At 57.5% G+C, this 15,208-nt stretch carries 17 protein-coding genes; 13 read left to right on the forward strand and 4 right to left on the reverse strand.

Annotated features, from left to right (window positions below; translation table 11 throughout):
- Positions 1–802: 802 nt before the first annotated feature.
- From BLV09_RS36895 to BLV09_RS00015, 4 genes are all read left to right on the forward strand, one after another.
- Positions 803–961, forward strand: coding sequence for a hypothetical protein (locus tag BLV09_RS36895; protein WP_157809986.1), 159 nt, complete (start codon positions 803–805; stop codon positions 959–961).
- 146 nt (positions 962–1,107) lie between these two features.
- Positions 1,108–1,389, forward strand: coding sequence for a hypothetical protein (locus tag BLV09_RS37790; protein ID WP_244548933.1), 282 nt, complete (start codon positions 1,108–1,110; stop codon positions 1,387–1,389).
- Between the two features lie 91 nt (positions 1,390–1,480).
- Complete coding sequence (locus tag BLV09_RS00010) at positions 1,481–2,389, forward strand: hypothetical protein (protein WP_167558570.1); 909 nt, start codon at positions 1,481–1,483, stop codon at positions 2,387–2,389.
- Positions 2,390–2,593: 204 nt separating this feature from the next.
- Complete coding sequence (locus tag BLV09_RS00015; RefSeq protein WP_146685849.1) at positions 2,594–2,845, forward strand: hypothetical protein; 252 nt, start codon at positions 2,594–2,596, stop codon at positions 2,843–2,845.
- A gap of 944 nt (positions 2,846–3,789) precedes the next feature.
- Here BLV09_RS00015 and BLV09_RS00020 read toward each other — a convergent pair.
- Positions 3,790–4,266, reverse strand: a complete 477-nt coding sequence (locus BLV09_RS00020) for a GNAT family N-acetyltransferase (protein WP_146685850.1) — start codon at positions 4,264–4,266, stop codon at positions 3,790–3,792.
- Between the two features lie 126 nt (positions 4,267–4,392).
- Here BLV09_RS00020 and BLV09_RS00025 point away from each other — a divergent pair, with 126 nt between their 5' ends.
- Both BLV09_RS00025 and BLV09_RS38410 read left to right on the forward strand, forming a co-directional pair.
- Positions 4,393–4,821 carry a GNAT family N-acetyltransferase gene (locus BLV09_RS00025; RefSeq protein ID WP_146685851.1) on the forward strand — a complete coding sequence of 143 codons (429 nt, stop codon included), beginning with the start codon at positions 4,393–4,395 and terminating at the stop codon, positions 4,819–4,821.
- 171 nt (positions 4,822–4,992) lie between these two features.
- Entirely contained in the window at positions 4,993–5,127 is a 135-nt protein-coding gene (locus BLV09_RS38410) for a hypothetical protein (protein ID WP_283806822.1), read from the forward strand.
- A gap of 16 nt (positions 5,128–5,143) precedes the next feature.
- On the opposite strand, the gene BLV09_RS00030 is transcribed toward BLV09_RS38410, so the two are convergent.
- The gene (locus tag BLV09_RS00030) at positions 5,144–5,614 is read right to left on the reverse strand and encodes a DUF805 domain-containing protein (protein WP_167558571.1); all 471 of its coding nucleotides are present in this window, start codon (positions 5,612–5,614) and stop codon (positions 5,144–5,146) included.
- Positions 5,615–5,855: 241 nt separating this feature from the next.
- Between BLV09_RS00030 and BLV09_RS00035 the strand changes: the two genes are divergently transcribed.
- The 7 genes from BLV09_RS00035 to BLV09_RS00065 all read left to right on the forward strand — a co-directional run bounded on the left by BLV09_RS00035 (position 5,856) and on the right by BLV09_RS00065 (position 13,350).
- The gene (locus tag BLV09_RS00035) at positions 5,856–6,863 is read left to right on the forward strand and encodes an ABC transporter substrate-binding protein (RefSeq protein WP_146685853.1); all 1,008 of its coding nucleotides are present in this window, start codon (positions 5,856–5,858) and stop codon (positions 6,861–6,863) included.
- Positions 6,864–6,901: 38 nt separating this feature from the next.
- The gene (locus tag BLV09_RS00040; protein WP_100382954.1) at positions 6,902–7,717 is read left to right on the forward strand and encodes an ABC transporter permease; all 816 of its coding nucleotides are present in this window, start codon (positions 6,902–6,904) and stop codon (positions 7,715–7,717) included.
- 4 nt (positions 7,718–7,721) lie between these two features.
- Positions 7,722–8,507, forward strand: a complete 786-nt coding sequence (locus BLV09_RS00045) for an ABC transporter permease (protein ID WP_100382953.1) — start codon at positions 7,722–7,724, stop codon at positions 8,505–8,507.
- Positions 8,504–9,565 (forward strand): ABC transporter ATP-binding protein, encoded by a 1,062-nt coding sequence (locus BLV09_RS00050; protein ID WP_146685854.1) that lies wholly within the window; start codon positions 8,504–8,506, stop codon positions 9,563–9,565. The genes BLV09_RS00045 and BLV09_RS00050 overlap by 4 nt, the downstream gene beginning before the upstream one ends.
- A gap of 9 nt (positions 9,566–9,574) precedes the next feature.
- Positions 9,575–10,414, forward strand: a complete 840-nt coding sequence (locus BLV09_RS00055) for a phosphodiesterase (RefSeq protein ID WP_146685855.1) — start codon at positions 9,575–9,577, stop codon at positions 10,412–10,414.
- A 180-nt stretch (positions 10,415–10,594) separates the two neighbouring features.
- Positions 10,595–11,641 (forward strand): hypothetical protein, encoded by a 1,047-nt coding sequence (locus BLV09_RS00060; protein ID WP_146685856.1) that lies wholly within the window; start codon positions 10,595–10,597, stop codon positions 11,639–11,641.
- 794 nt (positions 11,642–12,435) lie between these two features.
- Positions 12,436–13,350, forward strand: a complete 915-nt coding sequence (locus BLV09_RS00065; protein ID WP_146685857.1) for a tyrosine-type recombinase/integrase — start codon at positions 12,436–12,438, stop codon at positions 13,348–13,350.
- A 31-nt stretch (positions 13,351–13,381) separates the two neighbouring features.
- On the opposite strand, the gene BLV09_RS00070 is transcribed toward BLV09_RS00065, so the two are convergent.
- Both BLV09_RS00070 and BLV09_RS00075 read right to left on the reverse strand, forming a co-directional pair.
- Positions 13,382–13,786 (reverse strand): hypothetical protein, encoded by a 405-nt coding sequence (locus BLV09_RS00070; RefSeq protein WP_100382950.1) that lies wholly within the window; start codon positions 13,784–13,786, stop codon positions 13,382–13,384.
- A gap of 177 nt (positions 13,787–13,963) precedes the next feature.
- A complete protein-coding gene (locus BLV09_RS00075) occupies positions 13,964–15,052 on the reverse strand; it encodes an amidohydrolase family protein (RefSeq protein ID WP_146685858.1) in 1,089 nt (362 codons plus the stop codon).
- Between the last annotated feature and the right edge of the window lie 156 nt (positions 15,053–15,208).

The raw sequence follows: 15,208 nt of genomic DNA on the forward strand, positions 1-15,208 counted from the left end.
ATCGTCATGCCCTTTGATTGAGCCGCGGCCGCGAATTTCTTCATGGTCTCTTCCGGACCAAAGCTGCTCTGTATCGTGATCAGTCCATCGGCAGGCATCGCACGCACTCCTGTTCGCCGGCTATGATGGCCCAGTATAAATCAGGCTCCGACAAAAAGCTTGTGACGCCGGGCAAATCACCTCCATAAATCCATCGTCGGAAAAATCAGCCCGCGGCCCGAAAAAGGTCGCGGGCTTTTTCAATCGCACGGTTCGTTTTCTTCGCTCGTTCTCTGTGCGCGCGATTTGTTTTTGAAAAAGACTTGCCTCGCCGGGCAAATCAGGGGCTTATCGGCATCATCGCAACAATCGCAAAACCCGCAGCGGATATCCGCCGCGGGTTTTTTGTTTGGGTTTTTTCGAATCGGACGGCGGCCGCACGTCAAGACGCTGCATCTCCCCATCGTCGCCCCGGCGTCGTCAGCGCGCCGCCGTCCGAACCATCATGTCTGATTGCCTATTAGCCGGCGCGCGCGAACGCGACGGCACGCGGCGTGGCCAAGGTCCACGACCGCACGCGGCCTCCATCGATGGAGATAGGGTTCGCGCCTGAAATGATCGCGCCAACTGCGATCATGCCGCATATTTTTTCGCGTCAGTGTGAGCGAGCGCGACGCAATCCAGTCGCCGCAACGAACAACTGGATTGCTTCGTCGCGTTGCTCCTCGCAATGACGGCAGGAGAGTGAGGCCAGCATGACCGCGTATCTGATATCGCTCGCGCTGGCCGGCCTTGTTGTCATCGCGCTGTGGGAGGGTTTGTCGTGAGTGCCGAAATCATCCAGTTCATTCCGCGTCCGAAGCATGATCGCGAACAGACGGATTTTCCAACCATCGCGTTCCGATCGGCGCGACCGCCGGACGATCTCGTAATGGATCATGCTGATACCGCACCGTGTGAATATGTGGCGCCAAAGGAATGACGCTCTCCGGGACATCCAGCGCGAAGACGCGCGTTGCCCGGCCATGACGGGAATTAACAGTCAACGCCCCATGTCCAAAACCCTCACCGAAATTCGATCGCTCGCCCGGAGCCATACGCGCACCGATCAATGTGCTGGTCGGCGTCATGCGCTGCAAGGATGCGACGCCGGCCGCGCGCGTGTCGGCGGCCAACGCCATTCTCGATCGCGGCTGGGGCAAGGCAACGCAGCCTCTGGAGAGCGGCGATGACGGAGCGCTGGAGCTGATCCATAGAATTGAGCTGCGCGCCGATTTCAGCCATCTGAGGCGGTGGCGCAAGAGCGTTGAACAGGCGCAGAATTACACGTTCCGCGCCGTCATTACGATAATCGTGACCGGCCTTCTCGGCGCCACGTGGCTCGGCGTCAAGGCCGCGTTCGGCAAATAATCCACGCGATTGTTTGATCGGCGTCCCGTAAGCGGCGACTATCCACCCCGCAATTGCGATGCTAAATACCCCCTATGATCAATGGGGCGGCATGACCTTCACATCGTGGCAATTCGGCCTCTTCGTTGCGATCGTATTTGGGGCCTATTACCTACCGCCGCTCAGAACGTTCCAGATCCAGTTACTGGTTCTCGCGAGCCTGTTCTTCTACGGCTACGGCCAGCCCGAACTTTTGCCGCTGCTGGCGGTCGCCGTTATCGGAACCTATCTGTTGCTGATTTTGGCGCTGCGGAATCGCCGCCTGTGGTTGCCCGTGGGGATTGCCTTCAATCTTCTGCTGCTGGCGTTCTTCAAGTACAAGTTCCTGTTCGTCGCGCCGGCATCGACCGAGTTGACCGGCGTCGCCGGCTTCGACTTCCTGTTGCGGCTGCCGCTGCCGATCGGGATTTCATTTTTTGTGTTCCATAACATCAGTCTGCTGGTGGACCTGACCAGGCGCAAGGCCGCCGCCCCGGACCTTAAAAGCATCTTTCTCTACATCATATTCTTTCCACAACTCGTTTCGGGGCCGATTACGCGCGCCGAAATGTTCATGCCGCAAATCCAGCCGAAATATTTTTGCGGATATTCCGTTCATCGATGCCGCAAAGTGGATTCTGACGGGCTCTTTTTCAAGCTCTACGTCGCGAACAATCTCAACGAGATGACGTCCTATATGGATTTCCCGCTCTACGAGACGCTTCAGACGCAGGACCGGTGGCTGCTGGTTTTCCTGTACGGCTATCAAATCTACGCCGACTTCTTCGGGTATTCCGCGATCGGCGATCGGCCTTGGATTGCTGTTCGGCTATCGGCTGCCGGTCAATTTCAATCTTCCCTACATCTCCACGTCGTTCTCCGAGTTCTGGACGCGCTGGCATATCTCGTTATCAAGCTGGTGCGGACCTATCTTTACATTCCGCTCGGCGGCAATCGCCATGGCCGCTCCGAACCTATTTGAATCTGATGATCGTGATGGGGCTCGGCGGTCTCTGGCATGGGTGCCGGCCCCAGTTATCTGACGTGGGGACTGATGCATGGGCTTATTGCTCGTGATCGAGCGGCCGTTCCTGGCGCGGCTTCAGTCGCTCGATTCGGTTGTATTTCGGGGAGTTCGCATCGGTTTCGTCTTTATCTGCGTCACCATGCTCTGGATTTTCTTCAAATGCCTAACTTCGATCACGCCATCAGCTATCTCTGGGGCATGTTCACGCCGAGCACTAACCCAAATCCGCCGAAGCTGTTTTATAATCTGGCCTTGCTCTATTCGCTGCCGGTCATGATCCAGCATCTTGCCTTGCACCCGCGGTTCGAGCGAACGTTGTGCGGTGCGGAGCCATATCTCTATGGTGCGATGGCTGCCTTGATGTATCTCGAGGCCGGTCCCGATACCGCCTTCATTTATTTTCAGTTCTGAGCTGGCGCATGCAGATGATTGGCCATCCGATGGTTCGCCAAATGCGGTTTTTACTGCCGCGGTGCTGCTGCTTGCGTGCGGTGCCGCCACAGCCTGGTTTGGCAACGGACTTCAACTGCCGGCGACGACTACCGCGACGGCACGCTGATTACCTTGAACCGGTATGCCAGGGAGCCCATTCCCGATGTCGTGCTGGTGGGAAGTTCGCTCCACCTTTCGTCTGAAGGAGGAATATTTCGCAACTCCGAGCCTGCGAAATCTCGCGCTCGCGGGCGGTTCACCCGTGACGGGGCTGGAGATCGTCGCGAGCCAGCCACGTCTGCCCAGGATCAATCCTGGTCGAAGCGAATGTGTTGTCCCGCGCGTCGATAGCGCGCTGGTTCGAGAAGTATTCGCGGAGCGGCAACACCGATCCGTTATTTTTCCGTCCGATCAGGACCGCTGTCGCCGCTTACGAGAATTGGAATCAATATACCGCTCACCCATGCGCGAGTGTCTCTCGCCCTCAGCCAGTTGCTCAAGCAGCCGCCGAGCGATTTCGACAATCACGTCTACGTGGATCGCGCGTTTCAAGAGCAGAACGCCGAGGACCCCGACGGTCGCGGCGGGCACGAAACGTCATGCGAATTCAGCATTTGATCCAGGCGGTAGAGCAGCGGGGTGCGCGTGTGCTGCTTTTCGAGCTGCCCTATTCGGATCGGCTGGAAGAATCCAGATCGGTAAAAATCACGCATGAGATCGTCCACAGCGCATTTCCTGATCCCGATCGGTGGCTGAAGATCGATTATCCGAGAGCGGAGCTGCGCTGGTCCGACGGTATTCATCTCGATGAGCGCTCAGCGGTGATCGTCACGCAATCGATCGACCGGGCTCTTTCGTCCTTGGGGGATCAACGTGATGACGCCGCGTTGCGGCGCGTCCAGGCGCTAGCGGATTCAGGCGATTCAACTATCCTGGGCCGTCAGGCGCTTCGACATCGGATATGCGCCAGCCGTTCCGAACTTGCCGCCCGCAGGTCCGTCTTCGCAATATCCACGCGCCAGATAAAAGCGGCGCGCGGTTTCAGTGCTCTCGAGCGTGCAGTGCTCATTGCCGCGTTCCACCGCGCGGTGTTCAAGGGCGGTCAGCAGTGCCGAACTGACGCCGCGAAATCTTGCATCCGGCGACACAAAATTAAGCGTGATCCGGCCTGCGCTGGTGACGCAGCCCACTACCAGGATGCTGTCGCCGTCGACGGCGACGAGCAGCGAGTTATCCGGCTTGATCCATGATTTGAATATTTCGGGTGTCTTGTTGCTCAGCCACTTCTGCAGAATGGTGGCATCGTTGTTGTGGTCGGCGGTGCACAGCTCCGCTATCGACCGCCGCATGACCTGACAGGCGGCTGGCGCATCGTCCGGAACGGCGTCGCGGATTTTCATTGCGGTATCATTCACCAGACTTGATCTGCTGGCAACGCGTATCACCCGGCCGTTTCACGGCAGCACCCTTGATGCGCGAAATGAAAGATCCGCACGACCAGGAATCTGAGGTTTTAGGGAGTGTCGATGTACAGGATTCGCGAGGTTGATGGGCATGATGACGACATCGCGGATACGCTGGCTGATCTGCACCGGCTAACATTCTTCGACGGCGCGTCCATTCCGAATTTCGAGGAGGGGCATTGGTGGCTCGCCTTCGAAGGGGTGCAGCCGGTTGCCTTTGCCGGCGTTATTCCATCGACGCGCGCTTACAATGCCGGTTATTTCTCCCGTGTCGGCGTGTTGAAGAAGCATTGCGGCAACGCGCTACAATTGCGTCTGATGCGCGCCATGGAATCGCGCGCCCGGAACAATGGCTGGAACTGCGTGATTTCAGATACCACCGACAATCTCGCTTCGGCGAACAACTTTATCCGCGCGGGCTACCGGCTGTACCAGCCTCAAAATCCCTGGGCCTGGCCGAACACGCTGTACTGGCGAAAGTCGATCGCGTGAGAGAGAGGCTGTTTCCGACGTAAGTATTTGAGGCTCGTCACGCCCTTGCACATCGACGTTCTGATTCGCCCGGTGGCCGGATGGCCATCGGGCCTTTTTTCGTTTTTGGGTCTTTTCGGCGGCATTGTGCCGCGCATTCCGATGTCCTATAGGAGCGCAACGGAGCATCACATGACGTTGTTGAACAAGGTTTTCACGACCAAAACCCTGCTGCAGATCATTTTTGTGCTGGCGGCTGCGGTCATCATGAAAGCGGCGAGTTTGCATTACGATTTCAGTTGGGCCACCGCGTTAGCGGCGGGTTGATCCATCGCATCGCCGGTTAGCTCAAGCGGCCAACTCGCTTGGACTGCAGAAGTGGATTGGCGCCATATCGGTTGGATCCGGCGGTGCCACGCAGGCAGCCGATCTCCACAAAGCCCCAGATCGTGAGCGCAAAGCCAGTTAGCGCCAGAACGGGCTGCAGCAGCGAATGGCCCACCGCTCCGGCAAACCAGGCCGCTTTCGCGAGATGGCTCAGCACGGCCGGCATTCCGTAAAACAGCAGCAACCACCACGCGCTCTTGTCCCGGTCATGCAGTCGCTCGGTGTTGATGGCAAAGCCCCACATCAGCCATGGGATGAATACAATCACGACCATGATGATAAAGAGCGGCGCGGCAAGGCCGGCAGCGGTAAACAGGATAATAGCGGCAAATAGCCCAGCGACGCTGAAGATCACAACCGAGCGCCAGTATTTGGCCCGGCTGATGCGCCCGCTGGCGCCGAACATGAATTCGAATAGCTCTTCCATAGAACCCCATGCCAAGGACCTCGTGCCACGCATCGGCTAACCCGGCACACGGCTTGTGTCGCGATGGCGCGGCCGAAGGTTCAAGGGGGCGGATATGCTGGTGAGGGGGCGATCTTCCGGACGTTGCTGCAGAGCAAAATCCGATCGTCGCAAATCCTTCATACGCGGCCTATACTTGGGGTCTCGGTTGGTGTTGAAATCCCCGTGTTGCGAATATCCTCTTTTGATCGGAGCTACCTCCATGAAGGCTGTCCGTTTAGTCCTGGCTTTGCTGGCGCTGTCGCTGTTGGCGCCGCTGCATTCTGCCAAGGCGGCCGACGTCGTCTGCTACAATTGTCCGCCGGAATGGGCGGATTGGGCCTCCATGCTCAAGGCCATCAAGACCGATCTCAACTACGATATTCCGCACGACAACAAGAATTCGGGTCAGGCGCTGGCGCAGATCCTGGCCGAGAAAAGCAACCCGGTTGGCGACATCGGCTATTTCGGCGTCACTTTCGGCATGAAGGCAAAAGCGCAGGATGCGCTCGAGCCATACAAGCCCGTGCACTGGGACCAGGTCCCAGCCGGCTTGAAGGATCCCGACGGTTACTGGACCACGATTCATTCCGGCACGCTCGGGCTGTTCGTCAACAAGGATGCACTCGGCGGCAAGCCAGTGCCGGCCTGCTGGAAGGATCTCTTGAAGCCGGATTATCGCGGCATGGTGGGTTATCTCGATCCATCGTCGGCCGCGGTCGGATATGTCGGGGCGGTGGCCATCAATTTGGCGCTCGGAGGGTCCGCTTCTAATTTCGATCCCGCGATCAGTTTCTTCAAGGAGCTGAAGAAGAACGATCCGATCGTTCCCAAACAGACATCTTTTGCCCGCGTGGTTTCCGGCGAGATGCCGATCCTGCTGGATTACGATTTCAACGCTTACCGCGCCAAATATTCAGAGAAGGGCAATTTTGAATTTGTGATCCCGTGCGAGGGGTCGGTGGTGTTTCCCTATGTCGTGGGCCTGGTCAAGAACGCTCCGGACAAGGAAAAGGCCAAGAAGGTGCTGGACTATCTCTTGTCCGACAAGGGGCAGGCGATCTGGACCAACGCTTATCTGCGGCCGGCGCGTCCCATCGAACTGCCCGAGGCAGTCAAGGCCAAATTCCTCCCCGACAGCGACTATGCCCGCGCCAAGGCGGTCGATTGGGGCGAGATGGAAAACGTGCAAAAAGCCTTCGTCGACCGCTATCTCGCCGAGGTCCGCTGATGCATTATGGCGCCCTCCGTTAGGGGCGCCATTCCATTATGTCGCATAAATCCTTTGTCTGGCTGTGCCTGCTGCCGCTTGCCGTGGTGACGACGGCGTTCTTCCTGTTGCCGATGGCGCGGTTGGTCGTGGTGGGCGCTGAAGGCCCGCAGGGGCTGGCCGAATATCTCTCGATTTTGACCGAGCCGCGTTATCGCGCGACCCTGATCAACACGGTTCTGCTGGCGGCTGCGACCACGATCGTCACGCTTGTCATCGCGACGATCGCCGGAATGTTCCTGCAACGCCATCGCTTTCCCGGCCGGGCGGTGCTGATTGCGATGCTGACCTTTCCACTGGCGTTTCCAGGCGTCGTCGTCGGCTTTCTGATTATTCTGCTCGCCGGACGCCAGGGCCTGATTGGTGATCTTTCGAACCGCCTGTTCGGCGAGAAGATCGTCTTTGCCTATTCGATCTACGGGCTGTTTCTCGGCTATCTCTATTTCTCGATTCCGCGCGTCATCCTCACGATCATGGCGGCGGTCCAGAAGCTCGACGTTGGCCTCGAGGAAGCTGCTCGCTCGCTCGGCGCGAGCCCTTGGGCGGTGCAGCGTGATGTCGTGCTGCCGGCGCTTGGACCGGCCTTCGTCGCCTCAGGCGCGATTGCTTTTGCAACCGCGATGGGCGCGTTCGGCACGGCCTTTACGCTCGCGACCAATATCGATGTACTGCCGATGCTGATCTATACCGAATTCACCCTGGCGGCGAATTTTGCCACGTCGGCCGCGCTCTCGGTCGGACTGGGCGTCATCGCCTGGGCGATCCTGGCGCTAGCCCGCTCGTTCAGCGGCGGCACGGTCGCAGCGGCCGGATGAGATCATGCGCGATCGTCTGATTTTCTCGGGCCAACTTGTGTTTACGCTCGGTGTTGCGGCATTCCTGGTAGTGCCGGCGATCCTGTCGATTTCGGCGGGCGTCACGGTGAATTACTTTCGCGGCATTTCCTCGGGCGTGACGCTGCAATGGGTAGTTCAGGTCTGGGACCTCTATGCGGACACCATCTTCCTGTCGTTTGTGATCGCGTTCGCGACCCTTGCGGTTACGCTGGTGGTCGGTGTTCCCGCGGCCTATGCGCTGCATACCAGCGGCGGCCGGCTTTCGCGGATCGTTGAAGAAATCATCACACTGCCGATCGCGGTTCCCGGTCTCGCGATCGCGCTGGGGCTGCTCTTTACCTATCAGGGTTTTGGCAGTTTCCGCCGCTCGTGGCTCTTCATTCTCAGCGGTCATGTCATCTTCACGATGCCGTTCATGGTGCGCTCCGTCATGGCGGTATTCGCAACCGTGGATGTCAAGACGCTCGACGAAGGCGCGGCGTCGCTGGGCGCATCGCCGGCGCGGCGCTTTCTCGACGTCATCGTTCCCAATGCCGTGCCGGGCATTCTGGCCGGCGCCTTGATGGTGGTCACGTTGTCGCTCGGCGAATTCAATCTGACCTGGATGCTGCATACGCCATTGACCAAGACGCTTCCAATCGGGCTTGCCGACAGCTACGCGTCGATGCGGCTGGAAGTGGCTTCGGCCTATACGCTGATTTTCTTTGTCATGATCATTCCGCTTCTTGTCGCGATGCAGATGTTTGCGGATCGAGGGCACGGCAAATGAACGTGGCGGCTGGGCATGGCGCTTCGGTGCGTATCGAGGCATGCGGCAAGACGTTTACCGACGGCACGCGCGCGCTTGAGCCTGCCACCCTCGATATCGCGCGCGGCGAAACGCTGGTCCTGCTCGGCCCCTCCGGCTGCGGAAAGACCACGATGCTTCGCATCATCGCCGGGCTCGAATTGCCCGATGCTGGCGGCAAGGTGCTCTTCGACGGCAAGGACATGACGTCGGTGCCGATCGAGAAGCGTAACGTCGGCATGGTGTTTCAGTCCTACGCGCTGTTTCCGAACATGAGCGTTGCGGACAATATCGGCTACGGGTTGAAGATCCGCGGCGTCGGCAAAAAAGAGCGGTCGGCCCGCGTGGCCGAACTGGTGGCGCTGACCAATATTACCGGGCTCGAAAATCGCCGCATCGACCAGCTCTCCGGCGGCCAGCGCCAGCGTGTCGCGCTCGCGCGCGCGGTCGCGATCCGGCCGGGCATCCTGTTGCTCGACGAGCCCTTGACCGCGCTCGACGCCGCCCTGCGCGATCGCCTGCGCGGCGAACTCAACCGCCTGCTGCGCGCGCTCGGCATCACCACGATCTATGTCACGCACGATCAAGCCGAAGCCATGGAGCTCGGTGACCGCGTCGTGGTGATGCAAAAAGGAGCGATTGCGCAGATCGGAACGCCGCGCGAGATTTATTTCGCGCCGACCAGCCGCTTCGTTGCCGAGTTTATCGGTGCCGCGAACATTATCGAAGCGCGCATCGAAAACGGCCATCTGGTGCTGCCCGGCGGCCAGCAACCGATCTGCGGTGATGCAAGCTTGCCCGCCGCGGTTGCCATGATCCGTCCGGAAACCATTGCGGTCGTTGGAGCGGCCGACGCACCGCTTTCGGGAATGATTGACAGCGTCAGTTTCATCGGCGATCGCCAGCGCATGATCATCAGCGGCGCGTCCGATAGACTTCTCACTGTCGATGCGCCAAATACGGTCAAGGCCCAGGCCGGCGAAAAGGTCGGGCTTTTGATCGCGCCGGATACCGTTCGTCTGTTGCCGCCGGAAAATTGAAGAAGGCCGATGTCGTCGAAACCAGTTCGCATTGCGCAGATTTCCGATCTCCATATCAAGCCGCCGGGATCGCTCGCCTATGGCCGCGTCGATACCGCGAAAGCACTCGAGCGCTGTGTTGCAGCCCTGAACGAGTTTAGTCCAGCGCCGGACTTCGTGGTGATCTCGGGCGATCTCGCGGACACGCCGACATCAGTGGAATATGATTATCTCAAGCGCTTGCTGGCGCCGCTCAAGCTGCCGTTCGCCGGTATTCCCGGTAATCACGATTCGCGCGAACTGATGCGGGCGGCATTCCCGCAAGCCGATTACGCGTTGGCGTCTGGGCCGTTAAACCAAAAGGTTGAAATCGGCGGGCTTGATCTGGTGCTGCTGGATTCCAGCGTGCCGGGCAAACCGCATGGCGAACTCGATGCGCCAACCTTGCAATGGCTCGACGCCACGCTGGCATCGTCCGCGGACCGGCCAGCGCTCTTGTTTCTGCATCATCCGCCGTTTGTTACCGGCATCTGGCACATGGATCGCCAGAACCTCCTGAACTCAAGCGAGCTCGCGCCGATCGTCAGGCGCCATTCGCGCGTGCGGCTCATCGCTACCGGGCACGTTCACCGCGCAACGCTGACGATGTTTGCGGGTGTGCCGACCACGATCTGCCCGGCGCCCAATCACGCGGTTGATCTCGATCTCGCGGAATTGCGGCAGCCGTCCTTCAAGGTCGAGCCGCCGGCATTCCACCTTCACACCTGGTTTCCAGGCGAAGGCTTTGGCAGCGTCGTCACCCATCACGTCCCGATCGGGAATTTTGGTGGCCCGCACCCGTTTTTTGGGCCGGATGGCAAGTTGCTGTGAGTAAAATGCTCCTAAAGGGGCAAATCTAAGAGATTGCCTTTTATTCTCGTCTAAATAGTATTAACGGGTCTTTTCAGCGGCTAGGTGAAGCCGCACAACACATAACTCGGAATTATGCGCAGAGTTAACGCCTCCTTCGAGCTCAGACTTCTTGGATCAACGCCCGCCGACCGCGCAGACGTGGATAAAGCCCTGGCAATATTCATAAAGAATACGTCGGCGTTGTTGCGAACTAAGACAAATCAAATCAGGCAGAAGATCGCCAATCCCATCACCGCTGAAGGAATTTTTTATTTCGCGGCTTTATGTCGGTCGAAGACCGTTATTGGCTTTGCAATGTTCGGCTACTACCCGCACTCCAAGCTAGTTGTTGTGGACCATATGGTGATAGACAACGAGCAACGCGGTGCGGCCGCCTTTTTCATATTTGTACAATTGCTTCACGACACAATTCAGAGTTTAGGTCTTGAGATAGACTTCACTGCTGTAGAACTTGAGGACGGTAACGAATACGGATCAGAGCAGACCGGCGGCAACGAGTTGGTTCGTCTTCTCGGCCAAGTCGGCTTTGGAAAAGTCCATGCTGAGTATTTTCTTCCCAATATTGAGGCGGTTAACTACGAGGCACGGTATGCCGGAGTCTTGATGCTTCGTGGAAGTCAAAAGCTGTATCGAATTAGGAGAGAGGATCTACTGCAAATTTCTCGGGGCATACTGTTCGAGCACTATCTTCCGTGGTACCGTGACTTTTTGGGAAAGCAGACAGTAGCCTACCAGAATTATTTAGAAGAGTTGCACCAAGAGTTTGCTACGCGTCTTGGCAATCAGTCCACGATAAAAATTAACGGTCCCGAGGTCGACTCGTTGATAGTTAGCCCCGCCATTCTAGCGTCGCGCTCCTTCGAATTCCGCGTTGGGCAATATATAGTGATGTTTGCCGCTGTTGTGGCGATTGCAGGGGCCGCGATTTGCGCACTGAAAATCTCTCCAAGCTCGGCTATACCAATGCTGATTGCCTTAGTAGCGGTATTCGGAGGGATAGTGGCAATAAGTAGCGGAAGAGCTTTTGAAGTCTTTGAGGCCACTATTCAGTTGCTACGCGGCGGCAAACAAAAATTGCGCTATCAGCAACCTGAGGTGCCAGCCAAAAATTCCGGAACAGCACGTCCGCGATTGCAAAATAAGCAGAAAAATTCGGAGATCGCGACACGCGATAAGCTAGACTAGACAGAATATGAAAGTATCTGGTTCTTTCAATTTTGAATCCATATGCGGCGAGCATTCGCTGTACAAATTGGTTGGAATAGACCCAATACTGTTCCGCGCCCTTGTAGAAGGTGGTGACGAATGCGGCGTCAGCTCGATATGCCTTTGAACCGAGAAACTCCCAACTATTGCTAAGCTCCACGTGAAGTACAAGGACCCCGTGGTTTTTCGTCACTAAAGAAAACTCGTTCAATGCCTCTTCGAGCGAACAGTAATTAATTACGGGTCCAACGCAAATGGTGAGGTCCGACACGCCAGGCAAAAGCGGCAAACTCTCGGCGCTCGCGCAAACTGGCCATGTCGATTGGCGGAGCCGCGCCTCGGCGATGTCGACTTCGACGCGACCGCATCGGGAATCGAAATAGGAATAGCCTCCGGACCCGACATCGACAACGAGACGACTGCCATCGTTGAGCGCGGAAAATTGTCGTGAAATAGTGAACATCTCTTCGTCAATTTGTCGCTTGCTCCATGCGTGCCAGCGATCAGATCTGTCCCAGACCTCCCCGATTTCGTTGTACTTCTTTCTAATCCGCTGCAAATATGACGGTTGAGTGCGCATAATTCCGAGTTATGTGTAATTCAATCTTTCTGGCTGCCGGAGTGCGTAAAGGTTGTGCGTAGTGGAGTCGGTGGATTGCAGTTCTTAAAAGCGGCGGTTTCTTAACCGAGAACCGTTAATCCTGACTGCATAGATCGGTGGCTAAACCGTGCGAGTCGCGCGAGAAGCCCGCGTTCTCATCTTGGATGAGTGGATGGATGCAGTGCGTGCGGCAATAGACGAATTCTTGCAGTTTTGTACCAATGAGCGCCGACTCTCTCACCACACCTTACAGGCGTACTCGGCAGACTTGTCCGATTTCCGCAAATGGCTGCGGGCGGACGTCGCTATGGCAGATGTCGCTGAAGGCACGTTAAAAGAATATCTTGCTGAACTGGTCGGTAAACGAAAGCTTACCACTGCAACTGTACGTCGCCGTTTCGCGTGCCTTCGAGTGTTCTTTCGGCATGCGACCGATGCTCAGAAAACTCCAGACCCGTTCGCTAAGTGGAAGCCAAAGCTTTTGCGGCGAAAGCGGTTGCCGAGGACACTATCGCGAGGAGAAGTCTCGTCGCTGTTGTCGTCCTTCAGAGTCAAATCGGGGCTTAACCACAACCGCGTGGAAGGTTATCTTCCGACTACTGTGCGTCTCATGGTTTGCACGGGCGTGCGGGTCGGCGAGCTATGCAAGATACGGATTGAAGACGTTTCGCCGGACGGCTCGACGCTCAGAATTCAAGGAAAAGGGTCCCGGGACCGTGTTGCTTATATAGCTGATCCTGCATTAAGGACTGAGCTATACGGCCTTGTTAAAAGCCGAAGAAAGGAGGGGGGCTCCTCTGTGGCTCTGTTCTTGAATCGTCGCGGTCTACCGATCAAACCTCAATCGATACGGTCTAAGCTTCGGCGATATGCTGAACTAGAAGCCGGACTTGGGCGGCGGATCACGCCGCACATGCTTCGGCATACGGCTGCGACTCTATTGATCGAGACGGGCGTCGATATCCGCTTTGTTCAGCGAATGCTGGGACATTCCAGCATTGCTACCACCGAAATCTATACCCACGTATCAGACGAAGCTCTGAGATTAACCCTCGAGCGGGCTGACGTCCTGGCGCGGCTGACTTAAGCGGGCACGGTTGCTTGTGTCCGAATTCGGTCTAATTCGAAGACAACAGCTGTACGCCGGATGATCCCGGTTTGACTTCGATCTGGACGGTCGAGTTTCCTGGGTTCCGCTTGTTCTTTCCCAGCACGGACAGCGCGAAAGTGTCCGATCCCTTGAACCCGGGATTGGCAAAGTACCGGAAGCCGGGGCCGACCATGACGATCTTGCCGTTCTTCGGAGGCGTCATGACCGAAACATTATAGATCTGCATGTATGACCAGCGCAGGCCCTGGATACAGTCGGCGCCGGGCGCGATGGTCATCGTCCAATGAACGGTGTCACCGGTCAGTTCAAAGGGCTGTTTGTCAGGCAGACAAGTCGGCGTCGCGCTGGCCGAAGCGGTCAGCAGTAACGATAGAGCTATCGCCGCCGAAAAGCGGGCAAATATTCGCGACATGTCAGCATCCCCTTGTTAGGTCGGACGATGACGGCCGTGTGTGAACGTTCCATGAGTCGAAATGGTGTACGATTTGGCTTGGTAAAGGCGGCGTTTACAAAGATCGGTGGGTTTGGCCGCGCTGGCGCCGGAAATGTCCCGCAGGAAACCGGCCGACGCAAAGCCGGACGATCTGCGTCACGTTTCCTTCAAGTCAAACACGCGCGTTGCGTTGCCGCCAAGAATGGCCACCTTCTGCTTGTCGGTGAGCGACGTTGTAGCGAAGACGTGGTCGACCGGATGCTGCTCCCAGGGAATTGGATGATCGGTACCGAGCATGATCTGGCTGGCCCCGACCTGTGCTGCCAGATGCCGCAATCCCTCCGGGGTGAACACCATGGCGTCGAAATAGAGCTGATTCAGATATTCGGAAGGCTTCTTTTTCAGCGTGATGTTTGAATCGCAATTTTGCGGCGACACGAAACAGGCATGGTCGCTACGCTCAGCGTAGGAACCGAGATACCCGCCTCCATGTGCCGCGAGGATTTTCAGGCCGGGGAAGCGGTCCAGCGTTCCTTCGAAGATCAGATGTTGCAGAGCGATCGTGGTGTCGAGCGGATTGCCGATCGTATTCGACAGCCAGCCGTTACCTTTGAAGCGTGACGCGAGTTGCGGCGTGCTTTGCGGATGGATGAAGAGAACCGCGCCGAGTTCTTCGGCCTTGGCCCATACAGGGTGAAATTTTGTATCGGAGAAGTCGGTCCCGGCCACGCTGCCGCCGATGGCCGCGCCAAGCAATCCCTGCTTCTTGACCGCGTTCTCAAGCTGATGAACCGCGAGATCGGGAAATTGCAGCGCCAGCGACGCGAAGGCCCCGAACCGGTCCGGACGCGATGCACATAGTTCAGCCAGCTTCTCGTTCTGTAGATTGACGATCGCCTCGACCGTATCGCGATCCTTGCCGTACCAAAAAGGATTGATCGACAGAATCTCCATATCGATCGCCATCGCGTCCATCTCTTTGAGACGCTGCTCGATGACAATGAAGTGCTCGGGAACTCCTTTGACCGGCGGCAAAACCTTGCTGGCCTCATCGCCCATCAGATCAATGGCTTCATGGAAATAGCAATGAGCGTGAACGTCGATGGTCCTAACGCGCTTGCCGTCGACCTTGACCGGAAGGCGTGCCGTCCCCGGTTGAGCGCGGGCGGCATCCAGCATGCCGCAACTGCAAAACGCAATTCCGGTCGCAGCCGCGCCCTTCAAGAAATTTCTTCGGGTGGTCATTCTCGTGCTCCCTGGCGCGCGGCCAACGTTTCCTGTGGCCGGCGACCGATAGGCCGGCAAGATTTTCTTGTTTCTTCATCGCGCACATTGCCAAGCGGGAGGGGATAGAGCAATCATGCCCAAAAAAGATCCTGCTCGGAAACGCCATCTAGAAGG

The organism is Bradyrhizobium canariense (genome assembly GCF_900105125.1).
GTDB classification, from domain to species: domain Bacteria; phylum Pseudomonadota; class Alphaproteobacteria; order Rhizobiales; family Xanthobacteraceae; genus Bradyrhizobium; species Bradyrhizobium canariense_A.

Coding starts and splice junctions, on each gene's coding strand:
- BLV09_RS37790 (WP_244548933.1), top strand. CDS start 1,108: ATGCGCTGCAAGGATGCGACGCCGGCCGCGCGCGTGTCGGCGGCCAAC.
- BLV09_RS00010 (WP_167558570.1), top strand. CDS start 1,481: ATGACCTTCACATCGTGGCAATTCGGCCTCTTCGTTGCGATCGTATTT.
- BLV09_RS00015 (WP_146685849.1), top strand. CDS start 2,594: ATGCCTAACTTCGATCACGCCATCAGCTATCTCTGGGGCATGTTCACG.
- BLV09_RS00020 (WP_146685850.1), bottom strand. CDS start 4,266: ATGAAAATCCGCGACGCCGTTCCGGACGATGCGCCAGCCGCCTGTCAG.
- BLV09_RS00025 (WP_146685851.1), top strand. CDS start 4,393: ATGTACAGGATTCGCGAGGTTGATGGGCATGATGACGACATCGCGGAT.
- BLV09_RS38410 (WP_283806822.1), top strand. CDS start 4,993: ATGACGTTGTTGAACAAGGTTTTCACGACCAAAACCCTGCTGCAGATC.
- BLV09_RS00030 (WP_167558571.1), bottom strand. CDS start 5,614: ATGGAAGAGCTATTCGAATTCATGTTCGGCGCCAGCGGGCGCATCAGC.
- BLV09_RS00035 (WP_146685853.1), top strand. CDS start 5,856: ATGAAGGCTGTCCGTTTAGTCCTGGCTTTGCTGGCGCTGTCGCTGTTG.
- BLV09_RS00040 (WP_100382954.1), top strand. CDS start 6,902: ATGTCGCATAAATCCTTTGTCTGGCTGTGCCTGCTGCCGCTTGCCGTG.
- BLV09_RS00045 (WP_100382953.1), top strand. CDS start 7,722: ATGCGCGATCGTCTGATTTTCTCGGGCCAACTTGTGTTTACGCTCGGT.
- BLV09_RS00050 (WP_146685854.1), top strand. CDS start 8,504: ATGAACGTGGCGGCTGGGCATGGCGCTTCGGTGCGTATCGAGGCATGC.
- BLV09_RS00055 (WP_146685855.1), top strand. CDS start 9,575: ATGTCGTCGAAACCAGTTCGCATTGCGCAGATTTCCGATCTCCATATC.
- BLV09_RS00065 (WP_146685857.1), top strand. CDS start 12,436: ATGGATGCAGTGCGTGCGGCAATAGACGAATTCTTGCAGTTTTGTACC.
- BLV09_RS00070 (WP_100382950.1), bottom strand. CDS start 13,786: ATGTCGCGAATATTTGCCCGCTTTTCGGCGGCGATAGCTCTATCGTTA.
- BLV09_RS00075 (WP_146685858.1), bottom strand. CDS start 15,052: ATGACCACCCGAAGAAATTTCTTGAAGGGCGCGGCTGCGACCGGAATT.